General features: G+C 64.7%; 15 protein-coding genes. 5 read left to right on the top strand and 10 right to left on the bottom strand.

What is annotated here, in order from left to right; all coding sequences use genetic code 11:
• Positions 1 to 44 precede the first annotated feature (44 nt).
• The 4 genes from OH764_RS27845 (at position 45) to rpe (ending at position 4,862) form a co-directional block, all read left to right on the top strand.
• Positions 45 to 917 (top strand): phosphoribulokinase, encoded by an 873-nt coding sequence (locus tag OH764_RS27845; protein WP_498849319.1) that lies wholly within the window; start codon positions 45 to 47, stop codon positions 915 to 917.
• 89 nt (positions 918 to 1,006) lie between these two features.
• The gene (gene tkt / locus OH764_RS27840; RefSeq protein ID WP_498849318.1) at positions 1,007 to 3,067 is read left to right on the top strand and encodes a transketolase family protein; all 2,061 of its coding nucleotides are present in this window, start codon (positions 1,007 to 1,009) and stop codon (positions 3,065 to 3,067) included.
• Positions 3,068 to 3,099: 32 nt separating this feature from the next.
• On the top strand, positions 3,100 to 4,137 hold the full coding sequence (fba, locus tag OH764_RS27835; RefSeq protein WP_498849317.1) for a class II fructose-bisphosphate aldolase: 1,038 nt from the start codon (positions 3,100 to 3,102) through the stop codon (positions 4,135 to 4,137).
• Between the two features lie 14 nt (positions 4,138 to 4,151).
• Entirely contained in the window at positions 4,152 to 4,862 is a 711-nt protein-coding gene (gene rpe, locus OH764_RS27830) for a ribulose-phosphate 3-epimerase (RefSeq protein WP_498849316.1), read from the top strand.
• 19 nt (positions 4,863 to 4,881) lie between these two features.
• Here the strand turns inward: rpe and OH764_RS27825 are convergent, their stop codons facing one another.
• Genes OH764_RS27825 through OH764_RS27815 form a run of 3 tightly spaced genes read right to left on the bottom strand, consistent with a single transcriptional unit; the run spans position 4,882 to position 8,981 of the window.
• Positions 4,882 to 6,264, bottom strand: coding sequence for a DUF6513 domain-containing protein (locus tag OH764_RS27825; RefSeq protein ID WP_498849315.1), 1,383 nt, complete (start codon positions 6,262 to 6,264; stop codon positions 4,882 to 4,884).
• Positions 6,265 to 6,288: 24 nt separating this feature from the next.
• Positions 6,289 to 6,867, bottom strand: coding sequence for a flavoprotein (locus tag OH764_RS27820; RefSeq protein ID WP_498849314.1), 579 nt, complete (start codon positions 6,865 to 6,867; stop codon positions 6,289 to 6,291).
• Positions 6,864 to 8,981 (bottom strand): sigma-54-dependent Fis family transcriptional regulator, encoded by a 2,118-nt coding sequence (locus OH764_RS27815; protein ID WP_498849313.1) that lies wholly within the window; start codon positions 8,979 to 8,981, stop codon positions 6,864 to 6,866. Before OH764_RS27815 ends, OH764_RS27820 begins: the two co-directional genes overlap by 4 nt.
• A gap of 420 nt (positions 8,982 to 9,401) precedes the next feature.
• Between OH764_RS27815 and OH764_RS27810 the strand changes: the two genes are divergently transcribed.
• A complete protein-coding gene (locus tag OH764_RS27810; protein WP_498849312.1) occupies positions 9,402 to 9,938 on the top strand; it encodes a dihydroneopterin aldolase in 537 nt (178 codons plus the stop codon).
• A gap of 70 nt (positions 9,939 to 10,008) precedes the next feature.
• Here the strand turns inward: OH764_RS27810 and OH764_RS27805 are convergent, their stop codons facing one another.
• The 7 genes from OH764_RS27805 to OH764_RS27775 all read right to left on the bottom strand — a co-directional run bounded on the left by OH764_RS27805 (position 10,009) and on the right by OH764_RS27775 (position 16,391).
• Positions 10,009 to 10,410: a hypothetical protein gene (locus tag OH764_RS27805; RefSeq protein ID WP_498849311.1), complete on the bottom strand. Its 402-nt coding sequence runs from the start codon at positions 10,408 to 10,410 to the stop codon at positions 10,009 to 10,011.
• A 91-nt stretch (positions 10,411 to 10,501) separates the two neighbouring features.
• Entirely contained in the window at positions 10,502 to 11,011 is a 510-nt protein-coding gene (gene fae / locus OH764_RS27800; protein ID WP_128592084.1) for a formaldehyde-activating enzyme, read from the bottom strand.
• 103 nt (positions 11,012 to 11,114) lie between these two features.
• On the bottom strand, positions 11,115 to 12,053 hold the full coding sequence (locus tag OH764_RS27795; RefSeq protein ID WP_498849310.1) for a triphosphoribosyl-dephospho-CoA synthase: 939 nt from the start codon (positions 12,051 to 12,053) through the stop codon (positions 11,115 to 11,117).
• 108 nt (positions 12,054 to 12,161) lie between these two features.
• The gene (locus OH764_RS27790) at positions 12,162 to 13,193 is read right to left on the bottom strand and encodes an ATP-grasp domain-containing protein (protein WP_498849309.1); all 1,032 of its coding nucleotides are present in this window, start codon (positions 13,191 to 13,193) and stop codon (positions 12,162 to 12,164) included.
• Positions 13,190 to 14,233: a methenyltetrahydromethanopterin cyclohydrolase gene (mch, locus tag OH764_RS27785; protein WP_498849308.1), complete on the bottom strand. Its 1,044-nt coding sequence runs from the start codon at positions 14,231 to 14,233 to the stop codon at positions 13,190 to 13,192. Before mch ends, OH764_RS27790 begins: the two co-directional genes overlap by 4 nt.
• Positions 14,196 to 15,410 carry an ATP-grasp domain-containing protein gene (locus OH764_RS27780; RefSeq protein WP_498849307.1) on the bottom strand — a complete coding sequence of 405 codons (1,215 nt, stop codon included), beginning with the start codon at positions 15,408 to 15,410 and terminating at the stop codon, positions 14,196 to 14,198. Before OH764_RS27780 ends, mch begins: the two co-directional genes overlap by 38 nt.
• A 27-nt stretch (positions 15,411 to 15,437) precedes the next feature.
• Positions 15,438 to 16,391, bottom strand: a complete 954-nt coding sequence (locus tag OH764_RS27775) for an NAD(P)-dependent methylenetetrahydromethanopterin dehydrogenase (protein ID WP_498849306.1) — start codon at positions 16,389 to 16,391, stop codon at positions 15,438 to 15,440.
• Positions 16,392 to 16,515: the final 124 nt, after the last annotated feature.

Raw genomic sequence — 16,515 nt, 5'->3', positions numbered from 1 at the left:
GCCAGAACCGGCCGAACGGAACACTACTATCCGGAGACAAACGCATGTCAGTCAAACACCCGATCATCGCGGTGACCGGTTCGAGCGGCGCCGGCACTACGACCGTGATGAAGAGCTTCACCCATATTTTCAGGCGCGAGAAGATCAACGCGCAGATCGTGGAAGGCGACGCGTTTCATCGTTACGACCGCAACGGCATGCGCGAAGCGATGAAGCAGCACGAGCGCGATGGCGTGCTGAATTTCAGCCATTTCGGACCCGAAGCGAATCTGCTCGAAGAACTGGAGACGCTGTTCGCGAGCTATGGCGAGAACGGCACCGGCAAGTTTCGCCATTATGTGCACGACGAAACTGAAGTGCGGCTCTACAAGCAGGATGCCGGAACATTTACACCGTGGGAAGACGTGCAGCCCGGCACGAATCTGATGTTCTACGAGGGCTTGCACGGCGCGGCAGTGACCGATCGCATCGACATCGCGCGGCATGCGGATCTTCTGATCGGCGTCGTGCCGATCATCAACCTGGAATGGATTCAGAAACTGCATCGCGATCAGACCATGCGCGGTTACTCGCACGAGGCGGTGGTCGATACGATCCTGCGGCGTATGCCTGATTACGTGAACTACATATGTCCGCAATTCTCGCGCACGCACGTGAATTTTCAGCGCGTGCCGACCGTGGATACGTCGAACCCGTTTATCGCGCGCGAAATTCCTCAGCCCGATGAGAGCTTTGTCGTGATCCGCTTTGCGCGGCCCAAAGGTATCGACTTCCAGTACCTGCTGACGATGCTGCACGATTCCTTCATGTCGCGCCCGAACGTAATCGTCGTTCCGGGCGGCAAGATGGGACTGGCCATGCAACTCATCTTCACGCCGATGATTCTGCAATTGATCGACCGGCGTTCACGGGCATGAGCCGCACGGCCTGTGGCATAGGGGCCTGAGCCTTCCTAGCTTCGGCTTTGTAGCGAGACATTCAGTGCAGGCTTTGAAGGAGACATTCGATGAGTGCCGTCGCAGAATCCATTGCATATCCTGAGACCCGCATGATGGCTAACGCGCTGCGCATGCTGGCGATCGACGCCGTCGAAGCAGCGAAGTCAGGCCACCCCGGCATGCCGCTCGGCATGGCCGAGATCGCCGTCGCGCTGTGGGACCGGCATATGAAACACAATCCGCGCAATCCGGCATGGCTCGATCGCGACCGCTTCGTGCTGTCGAACGGACATGGCTCGATGCTGTTGTACGGGCTGCTGCATCTCACGGGCTACGATCTTGCAATTGACGAACTCAAGCGGTTTCGTCAATTGCATAGCAGGACGCCGGGGCACCCCGAGGTCGGCGTAACGCCGGGTGTCGAAACGACGACCGGCCCGCTCGGACAGGGCCTCGCCAACGCGGTCGGCATGGCGCTCGCCGAGGCACTGCTCGGGCGCGAATTCAACCGGCCCGGTCACACGATCGTCGATCATCGCACGTATGTGTTTGCCGGCGACGGCTGCCTGATGGAAGGTATCTCGCACGAAGCGGCGTCGCTCGCGGGAACGCTGAAGCTCGGCAAGCTCACGGTGCTTTACGACGACAACGGCATCTCCATCGACGGCCATGTCGCGCAGTGGTTCAGCGACGACACGCCCGCGCGTTTCGCCGCATACGGCTGGCACGTGGTGCGCGACGTGGACGGCCACGACGTCGACGCTGTCGACCTCGCGCTGCAAGACGCGCGCGCGGTCGGCAAGCCCACGTTGATCTGTTGTCGGACGGTGATCGGCAAAGGGTCTCCGTCAAAAGCGGGCACGCACGACGTGCACGGCGCACCGCTCGGCGCCGAAGAGGCCGAGAAAACGCGGCGCGCACTGGGCTGGCCGCATCCGCCCTTTGCGATTCCGCAAGAGATCCGCGCGCAGTGGGATGCGGTCGGGCGTGGCGAGGCCGCGGAGGCGGACTGGAAGCGCCGCTTCGAGGCCTATCGCGAGCACTATCCGCACGAGGCCGCCGAATTCGAGCGCAGAACGCGAGGCGCGCTTCCCGCGCATTGGCGCGATACGGTTCGCGCGATGCTGCGCGACGCTGACAATGCGGCTCAATCCATCGCGACGCGCAAGGCGTCGCAGCAGAGCATCGCCGTGCTCGCCCGCGCATTGCCCGAATTGCTGGGCGGCTCGGCCGATCTGACCGGCTCCAATCTCACCAACTGGCCTGCCGCCGTGGACATTCACGCCGACGAAGCCGGTCTGCAGGGCGGCAACTATCTGCACTATGGGGTGCGCGAGTTCGGCATGAGCGCGGCGATCAACGGTATCGCGCTGCATCACGGGTATATCGCATTTGGCGGCACGTTCCTCACGTTTTCCGACTACTCGCGCAACGCGCTGCGCATGGCCGCGCTGATGAAAACGCGCTCGATCTTCGTGTTCACGCACGACTCGATCGGCCTCGGAGAAGACGGACCGACCCATCAGTCGATCGAACATGCAGGGAGCTTGCGGCTGATTCCCGGACTCGACGTCTGGCGTCCATGCGACACGGTAGAGACCGCGCGCGCGTGGGCGAGCGCGGTAGAGCGCGAGGGACCGTCGTGCCTTCTGCTGAGCCGGCAGAATCTGCCGTTTGTTGCACGGGACGGCGAGCAGATCGACGCAATCGAGCGAGGTGGTTATGTGCTGTGGGACTGGCACGATGCGTCGGAGCCCACGAATCTGCACATGGAATCGCGGGTGATACTGATCGCTACGGGATCCGAAGTGTCGCTCGCGCTCGATGCGATTGCGCCGCTCGCTGCCCTAGGTATTGATGCGCGCGTCGTGTCGATGCCGTCGACGAGCGTGTTCGACCGGCAGCCCGACACATGGCGCGATGCAGTGTTGCCTCCCGGCGTGCCGCGCGTTGCAGTGGAAGCGGGCGTGCGCGCGTTCTGGCGTCAATACGTGGGTCTGGAAGGCGGCGTGGTGGGTATCGACACCTTTGGCGAATCCGCCCCGGCCGCCGATCTGTTCGACCATTTCCAGCTGACCGCACAGGCTGTGGTGGACGAAGCCCGTCGCGTCGTGCTGCACGCTAAATGAACAGAATCCGATTCGTCTTCGAGGAGTTTGCAATGGCCTTTATAGCACTGCGTCAACTATTGGATCACGCGGCCGAGCACGGCTACGGCGTGCCCGCGTTCAACGTCAACAACATGGAGCAGATTCACGCGATCATGCAGGCCGCGGAAGAAACCGCGAGCCCGGTGATATTGCAGGCGTCGGCGGGCGCGCGCAGGTATGCGGGCGAGCCTTATCTGCGCCACCTCGTGCTGGCCGCACTCGAAGCGCATCCGGACATTCCGCTCGTGCTGCATCAGGACCACGGCGCGAGTCCGGCGGTGTGTCAGCAGGCAATCCGTTCGGGCTTTACATCCGTGATGATGGACGGCTCGTTGCTGCCCGATCAAAAAACGCCCGCAACCTATGACTACAACGTCGACGTGAGCCGGCGCGTGGTGGACGCAGCGCATGCGGTGGGTGTTTCGGTCGAAGGGGAACTCGGTTGTCTCGGGTCGCTGGAAACCGGCATGGCCGGAGACGAAGACGGCGTCGGCGCGCAAGGGCAGCTTACGCGCGACGATCTGCTGACCGATCCGCGCGAGGCGCAGATTTTCGTGGAATCCACTGGCGTCGACGCATTGGCGATCGCGATCGGCACGTCGCACGGCGCCTATAAATTCAGCCGGGAGCCGACCGGCGATATTCTCGCCATCGGCCGGATCGTCGAAATTCACGAGCGGATTCCGAACACGCATCTCGTGATGCACGGATCGTCGTCGGTGCCACAGGAATGGCTCGCGATAATCCGTGAATACGGCGGCGAGATTCCCACCACGTACGGCGTTCCGGTCGAAGAAATCCAGCGCGGCATTGCGCATGGAGTGCGCAAGGTGAATATCGACACCGACATCCGGCTCGCAATGAGCGGCGCAATGCGCAAGTCGCTGTCGAATGCGCGGGCCGAGTTCGATCCGCGCGCCGCGTTGAAGGCCGCAACCGCGGCTGCGCGTGGTGTCTGCGTCGAGCGCTTCGAGGCGTTCGGCTGCGCGGGGCAGGCGCCGCGTATCAAGCCATTGCCGCTCGAGGCGATGGCGCGCCGATATCACTGAGCAAGGAGACCGGCATGCGTGATTTTCTGATTGCTCCTTCGCTGCTGTCCGCCGACTTTGCGCGTCTCGCCGAAGAGATTCGCGACGTCACCGCAGCGGGCGCCGACTGGATTCATCTCGATGTAATGGACAACCATTACGTGCCGAATCTCACGGTCGGGCCGCTCGTTTGCGCGGCGATCCGGCCGCATACGCGCGTGCCGATCGACGTGCATCTGATGACCATTCCGGTCGATCCACTCGTCATCAGCTTTGCCGAAGCCGGTGCGAACACGATCAGTTTTCATCCGGAAGCATCGCCGCACGTGCATCGGACCATCGAACTGATCAAGACGCACGGCGCGCGCGTCGGACTCGCGCTCAATCCTGCCACGCCGCTCGCAGTGCTGGACCATGTGATCGAGCGGCTCGACGTGGTACTGGTCATGTCGGTGAATCCCGGCTTCGGCGGCCAGACCTTCATACCCGAGACGCTGGACAAGCTACGCGTACTGCGCGAACGCGTCGACGCCACCATGCAGCGCACCGGACGCGCGTTGCTGATCGAAGTGGATGGTGGCGTGAAGGCGTCGAACATCGCGCCGATCGCGGCGGCGGGTGCCGACGTGTTCGTGGCCGGCTCGGCGGTCTTCGGCGCCGACGACTATGCGCAGGCCATGGGCGCGATGCGTGCCGCGCTCGCGCAGATGAGCGAAGCGAACGAAGCGTTGGCGGAAGCGCGCTGAACGGTCGTGCCGTGTGGGCTCACCGTTTCTTCATCGTCTCGCCGGGCGCGCACCAGACCGACAGGTCCTGCTCGGGCCGATCGACGGCGCAGCCCCAGTCGAGCGGCTGATCCTGGTCGAAGCGCTTGCCGAGCCGCCACGCGATCTCGGCGCGTGCAAGCTGCACGCCCATATAGAACGCGTGGCCGCCGTCTGCTTCCAGATGAAGGTCCGGATAGAACTGGAATGGATCGCCGCCACGAAGATGTCCGTCGCGGTTGTAGACGTGAATGGCCTCGGCACTCACCTGCACGCGAAAATTCGGGTCGCGCACCTGTCGGGCAAATTCGTCGATCTCGGCGGGACTGTATGGAAACGGGCGCTTCGCATGCACTGTCGCAAGATCGCCGTCGATACCTTTGGGCAGTACCTGTGATTCGCGGGCGGCATGCATCACACGACGCGCGATGTCGGCTTCGCGCACGGCCCGCCGCGCATGCAGGCTGACGGACGTGGTAAGCACGGCGCTTACACGAAGCTCCGCCGCCATGCCGAGCAACACGGCGTTGATGCCGCTGGTGTCCGCTTCGGTCAACTCGGTCACGTTGCCGATGCCCATCATGATCGCAACGTCTGGATAGCGTTCGCGCAGGCTCACGTAACGCGCGATCGACGTGGCGAGGCCGAACGGAATCGGATCGAGAATCGGATCGGCAAAAAAAGCCCGGCCGCGCGCGGTGAACCGCTCGATGGCTGCGTCGAGCGAAGCGGGATCGCGCGGATCGCGTGCGACGAGAATCGGCGTGGACGGCACTTCGTCCGCGATCCACAGCGTGTCGAGGTTCAGGCTCATCAGATAGTCGGCGCCTGCGCGTCCGCCGCGCAGCAACTCGTCGGTATGCATCGAATCGACGCTCACGCGATAACCTTCGGCCTTGAGCCGGCGTACCGCGTCTTCGAGATGCGGGAATGGTGTTTCCGGCAAGCAGCCTAAGTCGATCACATTCGCGCCCTGAGCGGCATAGTCGCGAGCACGCGCGGCAATGCCGTCCAGGTCGAGGCGCGGCGCGTCGACGATCTCCGCGAAAATCTCGGTTTCGTAGCGCGAGAGGTCCACCGGCTTCGCCTCTCGGCCGAAGAACTGCGGCAGGTCTTTTACTTCTTCCGGGCCGCGTTCGAACGGCACGCCGTAGTGTTCGGTCAGCGCCGCGAGGTCGCCCCGGCATCGACCTGGCACGATCACGCGCTGCGCCGCGAGCGGCGCGGGCACGCGGCGCCGGATCATGTCGGCGGTCATCAGTGCGGCGACTTGCAGACCGATTTCGCGGATTTCCCAACTGAACGGCGCCGGCGCCATGCTTTCGAGCACGCGGAGCAGGCTCTTTTCGGCGAGCCGACCGGTCAGGAAGACAATGTGGTCCATGTCAGTGAGCGCCGAGTGGCAGTGTCATACCAGGTCGAGCGTCGCGAGGCGTTGATCGAGCGCCGTCTTCAGTTCATCCAGCGAGCGCACGACCGTCGTGTATTCGATGCGCGACAGGCGCTCCACGTTGTCGAGTTCGATCGAGCGCGGTCTTAGTTCGACCCATTCGTTCGGGCTTTGTGTGACGACCGTCGGTTCGGTGTCGCATGCAAAGACGATGCCCGGAATGCACTGCTTGCCGGCCTGCGCGTACATGTTGGTCGGCAGCGTGTCGGAGATGCCGAACGCGCATTTGGCCACCGTGTTGCTGGTGGCCGGCGCGATGATGACAGTGTGATACATGCCGTGATACAGCATGCCGACCGGCACGCCGCTCGCGCTCTTGTCGCGGAACACGTTGAAGCGCTCGCGCAGTCTGGGCAGTTTCCAGCCGTACAGCGGCAGCACTTCTTCGGCTGCGGCGGAGAGAAAAAGGTCCGTGCGCGGCAACGCCAGTGCGAGTTCGATCGACTCTTCAAGCAGATGGCCCGAGCCCGTCACGCACCACGCAAAGCGCGCGTCCGGCTTGAAATCCGCGAGTTTGCGAGCGGGCGCCTGGGTCATGCGCTATGAGCGTGCGGCGATCCGTCGGGCGGCGAACCGTCGGGCGGCGTGCCGTCGAAGGCCTGTTCGTCGGCTGGGTCGTCGAGGTCGGCGCCGTCGTGCCCCGAGCCGTCATGCGACAGACGGATTTGCAGCCGGCGCATCTTGCGATACAGCGTATTGCGGCTGATGCCCAGCGCCTTCGCCACGTTACTGACGTTCCAGCGATTTTCTTCGAGCATCGCAAGAACGGTCCCACGTTCGTTCAACTGGATTGCGTTCAGCGCGGAAAGATCGGGATCGTCATCCGGATGCGGCGCCGGCTGGGCAACCGGATGCGACACGGCGGGCGTCGCCACCAGCGGATCGCGCTGCGTCACTTCCACGGGCAGATCTTCGCAGCGGATCGGTTGTCCGTCGCATAGCGCAATCGCCATCTGCAACACATGTCGCAACTGCCGGATGTTGCCAGGCCATGCGTAGCTCAGCAACGCCTGCTCTGCCTCTTTGGTTAGCTCCGGTGGATCGTTATCGGTTTCCGCCTCTAGCAGATGATGAATCAGCGGCAGCTTGTCAACGCGCTCGGCGAGCGGCGGCAAATTCAGTTCGACGCCCTTCAGCCTGTAATACAGATCCTCGCGGAACTGCCCTCCGTGCACGAGTTCGAGCAGGTTGCGGTGGCTCGCGCTGATCAGCTGGAAATTCACCTTGACGGTGGTTTCCGCGCCGAGCGGCGTGACCTCGTGCTCCTCGATCACACGTAGTAGCCGCGCCTGCAAGGCGAGCGGCATGTCGCCGATCTCGTCCAGAAACAGCGTGCCGCCGTTGGCCTGCACGATCTTGCCACGGCGTCCTTCGCGCTGAGCGCCGGTGAACGCGCCCGCACGATAGCCGAACAGTTCGCTCTCGATCAGGTTCTCCGGCAACGACGCGCAATTCACCGGCACGAACGGTCCTGACGAATGCGGGCTGATGCTATGCAACGCCTGCGCGAAGACCTCCTTGCCCGTGCCCGTTTGCCCTCTGAGGATGATTGGAATCTTGCGTTGGACCACGCGCACGCCTAGCTGAATCTGCGAGGCCATGCGTGGATCGCCGAACTCCAGATGCGCAATTTCATCGAGTCGGGCCGGCGGTGGGCGCTTTTCGGGTGCACTCGTACGCGCCACGGGCGCTGTCACGGCGACGCGCGTGCCACGTGCTGCCGCGTTTTGTGCAGTCTGCGCGACGAGGAAAAAGCGGTTCGTCGCGTTGGCGCTGTACACGGTGACCGGATGAAACGAGCCGCGAATGCTGCGGGCGATCATGTCTTCGAGCGACGCGTTGAACGCCTCCTCGATACGCCGTCCGCGCAGTTCGCTGAGCGAGCGGAAGCCGAGCTGGAAGAGCGCGCTGCGGTTCGCCGCCAGCACGGTACTGTCGTCCGCCACCGCAAGCTTCCCGCCATGCAGCGTGCCGACGAACTCCGGGCGGCTGTGAAAGTGGATCATGTTCGCATGACGATAGCGCGCGTCGAGCAAACGGTTTTCGATCATCTGGCGCGACATCCCGACGAGCACCAGCGAGTGCTGCTGCAACAGTTTCGAGCGGCTCGTGACGTCGAGTACGCCGGCAATCTCGCCGCGGTCGTCGAAGATCGGCGCGGCGGAGCAGGTGAGCGAGGTGTAGCGCGGATAGAAATGCTCGTGCTGGCAGACGGCAATGCAATCGCGTTCGGCGAGGCACGTGCCCATTCCGTTGGTGCCCGCTTCGCGCTCACTCCACAGCGCGCCGACGCGAAAGCCGTCGGAAGCGACCGCTTCGGCGAAAGGTACGGACGACACCTGGTGGACGATCACGCCGCCCGAGTCGACCAGTACCACGGCAAGTTCGGGATCGGCCAGTTGTTGATAGAGCGTGGTCATTTCCAGCTTCGAACACGCGATCAGATCGCCCATGGCCTCACGACGCGAGCTTAGTTCGTAGTCCGTCAGGATGGGCGGCGTGACGAAGCGGGAAGGGTCGAGCTGGAACTCGTTGACGCAACGCGCCCACGATTGAGCGACTGGCTCGCTCGTCGGGCGTGTCGCCAGTTGATGATTGACGACGTTGAGAATTTCACGGACGTGCATGGAGCTGTCAGCAAGCAACGACATGGGGTTCGTCTCCGTTGCGGCAACTTCAAGCGCGCCGGACGTTGCCTTGCGTAGTGTTGCATTCGCGTGGGCTTCGCCTGCGTGTCACGAGTGCCGCTTATCGATAATGTCATCCCCTGGCGCCGCGGCTTCTCTGTCGTGCTCTGTCCGTATGCGCACTGAGTAATACGCCTGCTGTTTCCGTTCACTGTCAGGCGTTGGCTTAAAACTTTACGCTCGATGTCGCTCACGTTCAATAAGAAGTCGCATCAATAGTACAAGGTGTGCCCGCTTTTTGCTTTTAATGTCGGCATGCCCTGCCTGGGGTCTGCATTGACGTTCAACGGCACAGAGCGCTTCGCGCGCGAGTCATTGTGTGCTGCTTTGCGTTTACCCGGGTTGCGTCTCTTAACTTGTTGCCGCTACGCGGCGGAGTACACCATGGACCGTATCGATACCGTTCGCCTTGCCAGCTTCTGCGCCGCGGATGCGCAGGCGCCTCGCGCGGGTATGCCCTGGGGTGCGCCTTCGGAAGGGTTAACCTCGGGTACGCCTAAGCGCATGGACATCGTGTTTATCGAGAACTTTATCGGTCAGACGATTATAGGTATCGACAGCAGCGAGTTGCATGTGCCGCAGTCAGTGCGGATGAACCTCGCGATCGGCGTGCCCTCGATTCGCGCCTGTACGACGGATCGCATCGAGGACACGATCAACTATGCCGCGGTGCGCAGCGCGTTGCATGCGTTGCTGGAGTCGCACGGTATGCGTCTGCTCGAAGCGCTTGCCGAAGCGGTGGCGCGCCTGCTGATTATCGATTTCGGCGCCCACTGGGTCCGCGTATCGCTCGCGAAACCGGCAAAATTCGACGACGTAGCGGCCGTGGGCGTGCAGATCGAGCGGCAGCGCAGCGATATGCCGAAAGCGGGCGGGCCCACGAGCTATGCGTCGCTTGGCGAGGGGCTGATTCCGGACTGAACCCGCGAGGCCCGGACCATGCATCGTCCGGGCGCACCCGCACCCGCGCCGGGTCAACCGGCCATATACGCTATTTCGACGCCGCAGTTTTATCGCTACCCAGTCCGCAACTGCGGTAGGCGTCCGCTTGCAGCGTGCGGAATTTCTTCGTCTGCGCTTTCGCGTGGTCGACCCGGAACTCCGAGCCGCCTTCGCCGCCGAGCGTCGCGTACTTGGCGAAGGTCGATTGATCGACGAACTCGTCATACGGGAGCGCGGTCGCCATTTTGTCGATCACGCACGAGCATTTATAGACGTTCGCGAAATCGTGTCCATTGTCGTCCATGCAGGAGAGCACGTATTCGACCCGTCCCTGCGTCGGGTAGTTGTAGCCTGCGGCCGGCGCCTGTTGCGGATCGCCGTCCGCCCAGGCGAGCGGCGCGGCAAGCGCAATGCAGGCAAAGGCCGCCAGCGCGCGACATCGTAGGGTCATCTCATGCCTCTGTGAGAGCAATTGCACGATGGCATCGTTCGAGGCCCGCGGGGCCCCGTTTTGCGGCTGTGTCCGCGCGGGCCGGGAGCCATCAGTTCGGGGCGAACGGATGCGCGACGCTGCTCTTCTTCGACACGACCTCCGCAGCACTCGGTTCGCCTTTGACGGCACGCTGGATCGCCTCGCGCGTCGCCTTGTAGTTGTACTCCTGAATCTTCTTGTCGTCCTCCGCCTGCCAGTGAATGAAGACCCCGACGCACAGGAACAGGTCGTCCGCCTCGTCCTGCGGGATCGTGCCGTCCTCGACGCTGTCGGCGACAGCGAGCGCGACGGCATGCTGCGCCGGCCCGAACATCTGCACCGCCTGTTTCGCACCCTTGATCGTGACCTTGTTGAACAGGATCGTGTTGGGCTTGGTGAGCAGGTTCGGCGCGACGACCGCGAGCAACGATGTGAAGCCATCCTTATTGTTGGTGAGCGCATTGCAGAATGCGGTCTCCGCAGCGGAACCTCGCGGTCCCATCAGCAAGTCGATGTGTGCGACCTCGTTGCCGTCGCCGACGAGCGACTCGCCTATCAGGACGCGGTTGATCTTGGCCATGCTGTTCCTCCGATGAGTGGAATGGGGACTTGCCGACTGACTGACACGCCGCCTGAACGGTCCTGGTCCGCGATCGCCTGGCAGCGGTTGATGCACGGTGGCATTAACTAACAGAATCCGTGCCAGTGCGGGGCGCATTAGCCTCGCATGGCGCGCCGCTTGCGGTACCCGGCTCGTCGAGGCAAAGGGCGACGAACAGCGTCGCCACCGTCAGGTCCGCGCTGGTGCCGGGATTGATGGCGGCCGCTTTCATTTCGGCATCCCATGTATCGAGGGAGTGGTTGCCCGCGGCCGTACTCGTTTGCGTGAGCGTGCGGCGCCATTGCGCGTGCCGCTCGCGTGCCGTTCGCGTGACACTCTGCGCCACCCCAAGTCCGTGCTTACGCACAATGTGCGAGTCGGGCCAAATGCTCAGGAACGTGAGGAACACGTTCAGCGTGGCGACGCACGGATCATCGGCCGGAAATTCGCGCCACGCGGCGAGGCCGGTTTCGAAAATGTCGTGATAGCCCTCGGCATACTGTCGCGCGATGCTGTCGCGCGCGGCGGCGAGTGCCATTGCAGCGTGCAACGCGACTGTCGGCGCATCGTGCACCGATTGCTCGGGAGCCTCGCCGAGACCGCCCGGATTGGCGAGCGCGATCGCGCGGTATGCGAGGCGCGAATCGTCGATGTCGAGGCGCGCAAGCACGCGCCCGGTCGCCGCGTGCCACGCGTGGGGCGACAACGGGTGCGCGGTTTCTTCGAGCGCCGCGGCGAGAGGCGCGACCAGCAGCAGGATGCCCAGGTTCGTATTGCAGCCGACCGTGGCGCGCGTGCGCGTGACAGCATCGAGCAGGCGCTGGCCGACGGGCATGCCGCGCGCGAACAGCGCGTCGGCGGCCGCGTCGGCGCTAGCAATGAACTGCGCCGCGCTCATACCGTGGCCTTCGCTATCTACGCTGACATTGCCAGGCTTCGGCGTTTCGACGTCCAGCCGGCAAGCTGTCAGGAAGGCAGCACGAGCTTGCCCGAAGTCGGTGACGGCTCGGGGCGTGTTCATATCGGCGGCAGCGCCAGAACCGCTCGAACTCGCCGCGCACTGTAGCCGCTCTTGCAGGCGCTCGAGCAGCCGCTCAGGCCTATCGCGCGCAGGAAACCCCGCAACCGCTCAGCCATGGCGTTCGTGCAGCGCCACCACTGCCGCCTCGCCGCGCTGCGCGGGCAGCTTGCGGAACAACAGATCGTCGGCGAGCGCCGCTGCAATGTCGATCGGCGTGACCGATTGCAGGCCACGCCACGCCGCCACGCCGTTGACCTCCAGTACGAGCGGCGGGGCGGCGTCCTGCGGGTCGGGAATCAGGTCGACGCCCGCGTAGTCGAGCCCGAGCGCCTCGGTGGCGTTCACCGCCGTCTGTGCGAGCGCCGCGTCCAGATCGGCCGCCTCGCACGTGGCGCCCTGCGCGAAGTTATGAATCCAGCCTTTGCCGCCGATGCGCCGCATCGCCGCCACCGCGCGTCCGCCGATCACGAGCACACGCCAGTCGAAGCCAGGCCTGCCGCCGTCGATAAAACGCTGCAGATACGCCACCTGGCTGTACGGTTTCAGCGAAGGCAGCGGCGCCAGCGCGCGCGGCGGCGTGCTGCGCAAGCCGAGCCGTTTAAGCCCATGGCCTTGCGAGCCGAACAGCGGTTTGAGAACGACCTGGCGTCCGGCCGCGGCCTCGCGCATCAGCACGCGCTGCGCGAATGCCGCCGATTCGCCGGCCCACGTCGCAGGCGTGGGCACGCCATGGCGATGCAGCAAAAAACTCGTCATCGACTTGTCGACGCTGCGTTCGATCGCGCGCGCATCGTTGTAGACCGGCACACCCGATTCGCGCAACGCATGCAGGATGCCGAGCCGCAACGTCACCTGCTCGAACGTGCCGCCTGCGATGCCGCGCACAAAAACCGCGTCAGGCAGCCCATGGCCGAAGCCCGGCAGCACGAGCCCATGCGGCTCCCACGTCGTGTCGATGCGGCAATCGGCGAGGTCGATGCAGCGCGCCTCCGCACCGCGCGCGCGAAACGCTTTTTTCAGACGCCCGGTGTGCCAGCCGGTTTCGTCGGTCATGATCGCGATGCGCAGCGGTGCCTGCGCGCCGGACGTGTCGGTCCCGGCGTCCATAGCAGTTGAGGCACCTGCCAAAGGCAGACTCATGGTTTGCTGCTCCATTGACCGTGCAGCAGATCCGCGTCGACGGCGCCGCCGTGATAGGTCGCGCCGCTTTCCAGGCTGCTCACCCACACTTCAGCCGGGGCGAACAGCGCGGGGTCGATCTGGTAGAAGTCGAAATTGAACGATTTGAAGATATCCGCGAACGGCCGGCCGTGATCGCGCGAAGTCGACGCGGGCAGTTCCTCGGCGAGCCGCCGTGCCACCGCGTCGTGCTTCACCGTGAGATGCACGCGGCCGCCGTACAGGATTGCGTCGTTGGTGCGGCCCATTGCCTGGACGCCGTCCGGCGCCGGCGGCGGCAACGGCGCGGAGCCGCCGGCTTCCACCACCTCGTCCAGTGCTACGCCGAGCACATGCGTTTTGTGCAACGCAACTTCGACGACCCGCGCCACTACCTGCACCGTTCCCGCGACAGACTGTGTCGGCGTAGTGACGAGTGTCAACCGCTCGGGCGCGAGACCGCAGTCGTGCACCACTTTGTCGATGACGAACTGCGGCGGCAGACGGTCCACTTCGAGCACGAGCACGCCGCGCTCATGACGATCGCGATAACCGAGTTCGGCGAAAAGCGGCTCCTTCACAGCAAGCGCGCGCGCCGGACCTGATCCGAGAGAAAAAAACTTCTTGCCGCCAGTCTGCTCCTTCGTTGCCGCCAGGCTCCATCCCGCGTATTGACTGGCGAGGCAGGCGAGCACCGGCCACGACGTGCGCACTTCTATCGTGCTCGGCCACAACGGCCTCGCGTCCAGGCTCTCGCGCACGGTCACGTGGCCGAGGCCACCCATGCAGATGCGCGCGATCAGCACGCCCGCCGCGACGCTGCCGGGCGCAGTCACGCCGGCGTCGACGAGCACCGTGCCGTTCGCAGTGCGGCTGATAGCGGCGCCGAAACGCGGGGCGTCGTCGACGAGACGAGCGACCAGGCGTTCGCTGAGCGCGTTGACGCTCAGTGAGGCGGCATCCGCGAGGGGCGGCCTGGGGTCGTCAGGAGTGGCAGTGGATGAAGGCAGAGTCGGGCTCATAGCAGGGCTCATGGCAGGTTTCGATTCGTTGCAGCATCAGCGTGTGCTGGGCGTCGAGCGCATGCCGCACCGCGTCCACCGAAGCGGCGCGCACGATGAGCGTACAGACGGGCTGGCCGGCTTCGACCCATGTGCCGGGCATCGGCACGTCGCGGCAACGCGGATCGCGCATGCATGCATCGCTGAACGCTTGCGAGACAGCGAACGGACGCGGCGCGAACAGCACCTGTTGACCGGCGCGCCACGTCGCACGCGCGGGTTCGGCGGGCAGACGACCGTGACGGCAGGCGTCGATATGACTGGCGACGAGCCCGCGTGCCCATGCATCGGGAGAGGCGGTTTCGTAAAGCGTCATCGTCGATGAAGGGCGGGTGTTGATTTCGAGCAGTTCGAACGAATCGCCGTCGAGCAGAAAGTCGCAGCTATTGATGCCGGTAAGCCCGACGCGCGCGCACAACGCGGCGATCGCCGCTCGAACGCGTACCTCGACCGCGGGCGGCAGGTCGATTGGGCCGATGGAGCCCGCATGCACGAACGGCAAGTTGCCCATCGCGCACGTGAGCTGGTGCGCGAAGCCGATCACGCGCGCGCTGCCGCGCGCCGCGATAAAGAGCGCGGACATCGCGAGGCCTCGGCTGTGGCGCTGGAAATAGACTTGCGCGGGAACGCGTGCGTCGGCAACCGCGGCGAGCGGCTCGACGTGCGTTCCGCCGCAGCCGTCCGCGCGTTTCGCGAGCCAGCCATGCGGCGCGGCGGGGCGCGTGAAGGCGACCGGCGGATGCGGAATGCCGAGTTCGTCGAGCAGCGCAAAGAAGCGCCGCGGATCGCGAACCGCAGCGGCGGCGTCGACGGAATTGCCGATGAATCGCGGCAGGCCCGGCGCACTGCGCAACTGCGCAACGAACGGTTCGAGCCCGCTGCCGTCGATCCAGCCGATCATTCCCGGCAGGCGCGCGCTACGTTCGAGCGCGTCGGTGAGCCGCGCGGCGTCGATCGATAACGGGCCGCCGCCGATGTCGAACCACAGTTCGGAGGCCTCGCGCGTATCGCGGTCGCCGAACACGTCGAGCGCGACCACCCGCAAGCCCGCACGCGCGGCGGACTGCGCGAGCATCCGCGCAGACAGGCCCGCCACCGCGACGAACGGCGCACGCGCTGGAGATGGACGCATGATCATGGCTGGTGCTCCCGCACGGCTCGCCGCTCAACCAAGGCCGGCCGCGACGGCGCGCGCCTCGTCGAACGCTTGCGGAAAACTCAGGTAGACCGGTTTGCCGCCCGTGCGCATCCGCGTGAACAGCCGGTGTTCAACCTGATATTTGACATTGCCGATCGCCAGTGCGCCGATGCCGATTGCGCCGCCCGTGGTGGGCACACCTTCGATCGGCTTGCCGTCGTTCATCACGTTGACGCCGGCAATGCCTTCGGGCGGCACCGCGTTGACGTCGGCGGCGATCAGCAGACGGCGCGCATGTTCGAGGTCCTCGCGGGTCACCACCTGGACGCCGGCGATCGCCGTGGCCAGCACGATCTCGGCCTCGCCGAGCACCGCGCGCAGTTCGGCGGGAGTCGCCGTGCCCACGCCTTTGGTCACGATGCCAAAGCGCTGGTTCAGATCGTCGCTGACCCGCACCGCGCGCGCCTGGTCGGTGTGGCTCCCGATCGACACATCCGCGCCGAGCGAAGCCGCCATCGCCGCCGCCACGCGACCGACGGCGCCGGTGCCGCCGAGAATCAACACACGCTTGCCGCCCAACTCCATCCCATAGGCCTTGCCCAGATGCCGCTCGGCCAGCGCGACGAGCGCGGCGGCGGTCGTGTATGCGCCGCTCGGATCGGCGAACACGGACACCTCGAACGGCGGGACCATGGCTTTGCGCGCGGTGTCGAGCATGTCGGCGGCGAGCATCACATCGCGTCCGCCGATGAAGATGCCGGTGCGCGCCACGCCTTTCGGGCCGCGCGAAAAGATCGCGTCCTGAGTGAGGTTGGCGACCATTCCGCCGTCGACATTGCAATACGGCACGATGATCTGGTAGCCGGCGTCGGCGGCCATATTGACGTCGAACGGACTCATCTGCGGCGTGGCCGTGAACATGTGCAGGATGTACGGCCTTTCAGCGGGCTTTTCGGCGGGTTTTTCAGTAGTGTCGGACATGGCAGGGGGCTCGTTTCAGTGACGATGTCATGAACTGCGCAACGCGAGGGCTAGTGCGTTGCCGCGCGTGGGCGTATGGGCCTGGCGGGGTACTTGTCGGATCGATGGCGCGTGTGCCACGCCT

The sequence above is a fragment of the Burkholderia sp. M6-3 genome, assembly GCF_050858985.1.
GTDB lineage: Bacteria > Pseudomonadota > Gammaproteobacteria > Burkholderiales > Burkholderiaceae > Paraburkholderia > Paraburkholderia caledonica.
Note: the sequence above shows the minus strand (reverse complement) of the source record. Positions and strands in the feature narration are given on the sequence as shown.

Excerpts from the sequence above, each read along its gene's own strand:
- OH764_RS27820 (WP_498849314.1), bottom strand. The coding sequence starts at position 6,867 with ATGACCCAGGCGCCCGCTCGCAAACTCGCGGATTTCAAGCCGGACGCG.
- OH764_RS27810 (WP_498849312.1), top strand. The coding sequence starts at position 9,402 with ATGGACCGTATCGATACCGTTCGCCTTGCCAGCTTCTGCGCCGCGGAT.
- OH764_RS27815 (WP_498849313.1), bottom strand. The coding sequence starts at position 8,981 with ATGTCGTTGCTTGCTGACAGCTCCATGCACGTCCGTGAAATTCTCAAC.
- fae (WP_128592084.1), bottom strand. The coding sequence starts at position 11,011 with ATGGCCAAGATCAACCGCGTCCTGATAGGCGAGTCGCTCGTCGGCGAC.
- OH764_RS27780 (WP_498849307.1), bottom strand. The coding sequence starts at position 15,410 with ATGATCATGCGTCCATCTCCAGCGCGTGCGCCGTTCGTCGCGGTGGCG.
- OH764_RS27790 (WP_498849309.1), bottom strand. The coding sequence starts at position 13,193 with ATGAGTCTGCCTTTGGCAGGTGCCTCAACTGCTATGGACGCCGGGACC.
- rpe (WP_498849316.1), top strand. The coding sequence starts at position 4,152 with ATGCGTGATTTTCTGATTGCTCCTTCGCTGCTGTCCGCCGACTTTGCG.
- fba (WP_498849317.1), top strand. The coding sequence starts at position 3,100 with ATGGCCTTTATAGCACTGCGTCAACTATTGGATCACGCGGCCGAGCAC.
- OH764_RS27775 (WP_498849306.1), bottom strand. The coding sequence starts at position 16,391 with ATGTCCGACACTACTGAAAAACCCGCCGAAAAGCCCGCTGAAAGGCCG.
- OH764_RS27805 (WP_498849311.1), bottom strand. The coding sequence starts at position 10,410 with ATGACCCTACGATGTCGCGCGCTGGCGGCCTTTGCCTGCATTGCGCTT.
- tkt (WP_498849318.1), top strand. The coding sequence starts at position 1,007 with ATGAGTGCCGTCGCAGAATCCATTGCATATCCTGAGACCCGCATGATG.
- OH764_RS27845 (WP_498849319.1), top strand. The coding sequence starts at position 45 with ATGTCAGTCAAACACCCGATCATCGCGGTGACCGGTTCGAGCGGCGCC.
- mch (WP_498849308.1), bottom strand. The coding sequence starts at position 14,233 with ATGAGCCCGACTCTGCCTTCATCCACTGCCACTCCTGACGACCCCAGG.
- OH764_RS27795 (WP_498849310.1), bottom strand. The coding sequence starts at position 12,053 with ATGAACACGCCCCGAGCCGTCACCGACTTCGGGCAAGCTCGTGCTGCC.
- OH764_RS27825 (WP_498849315.1), bottom strand. The coding sequence starts at position 6,264 with ATGGACCACATTGTCTTCCTGACCGGTCGGCTCGCCGAAAAGAGCCTG.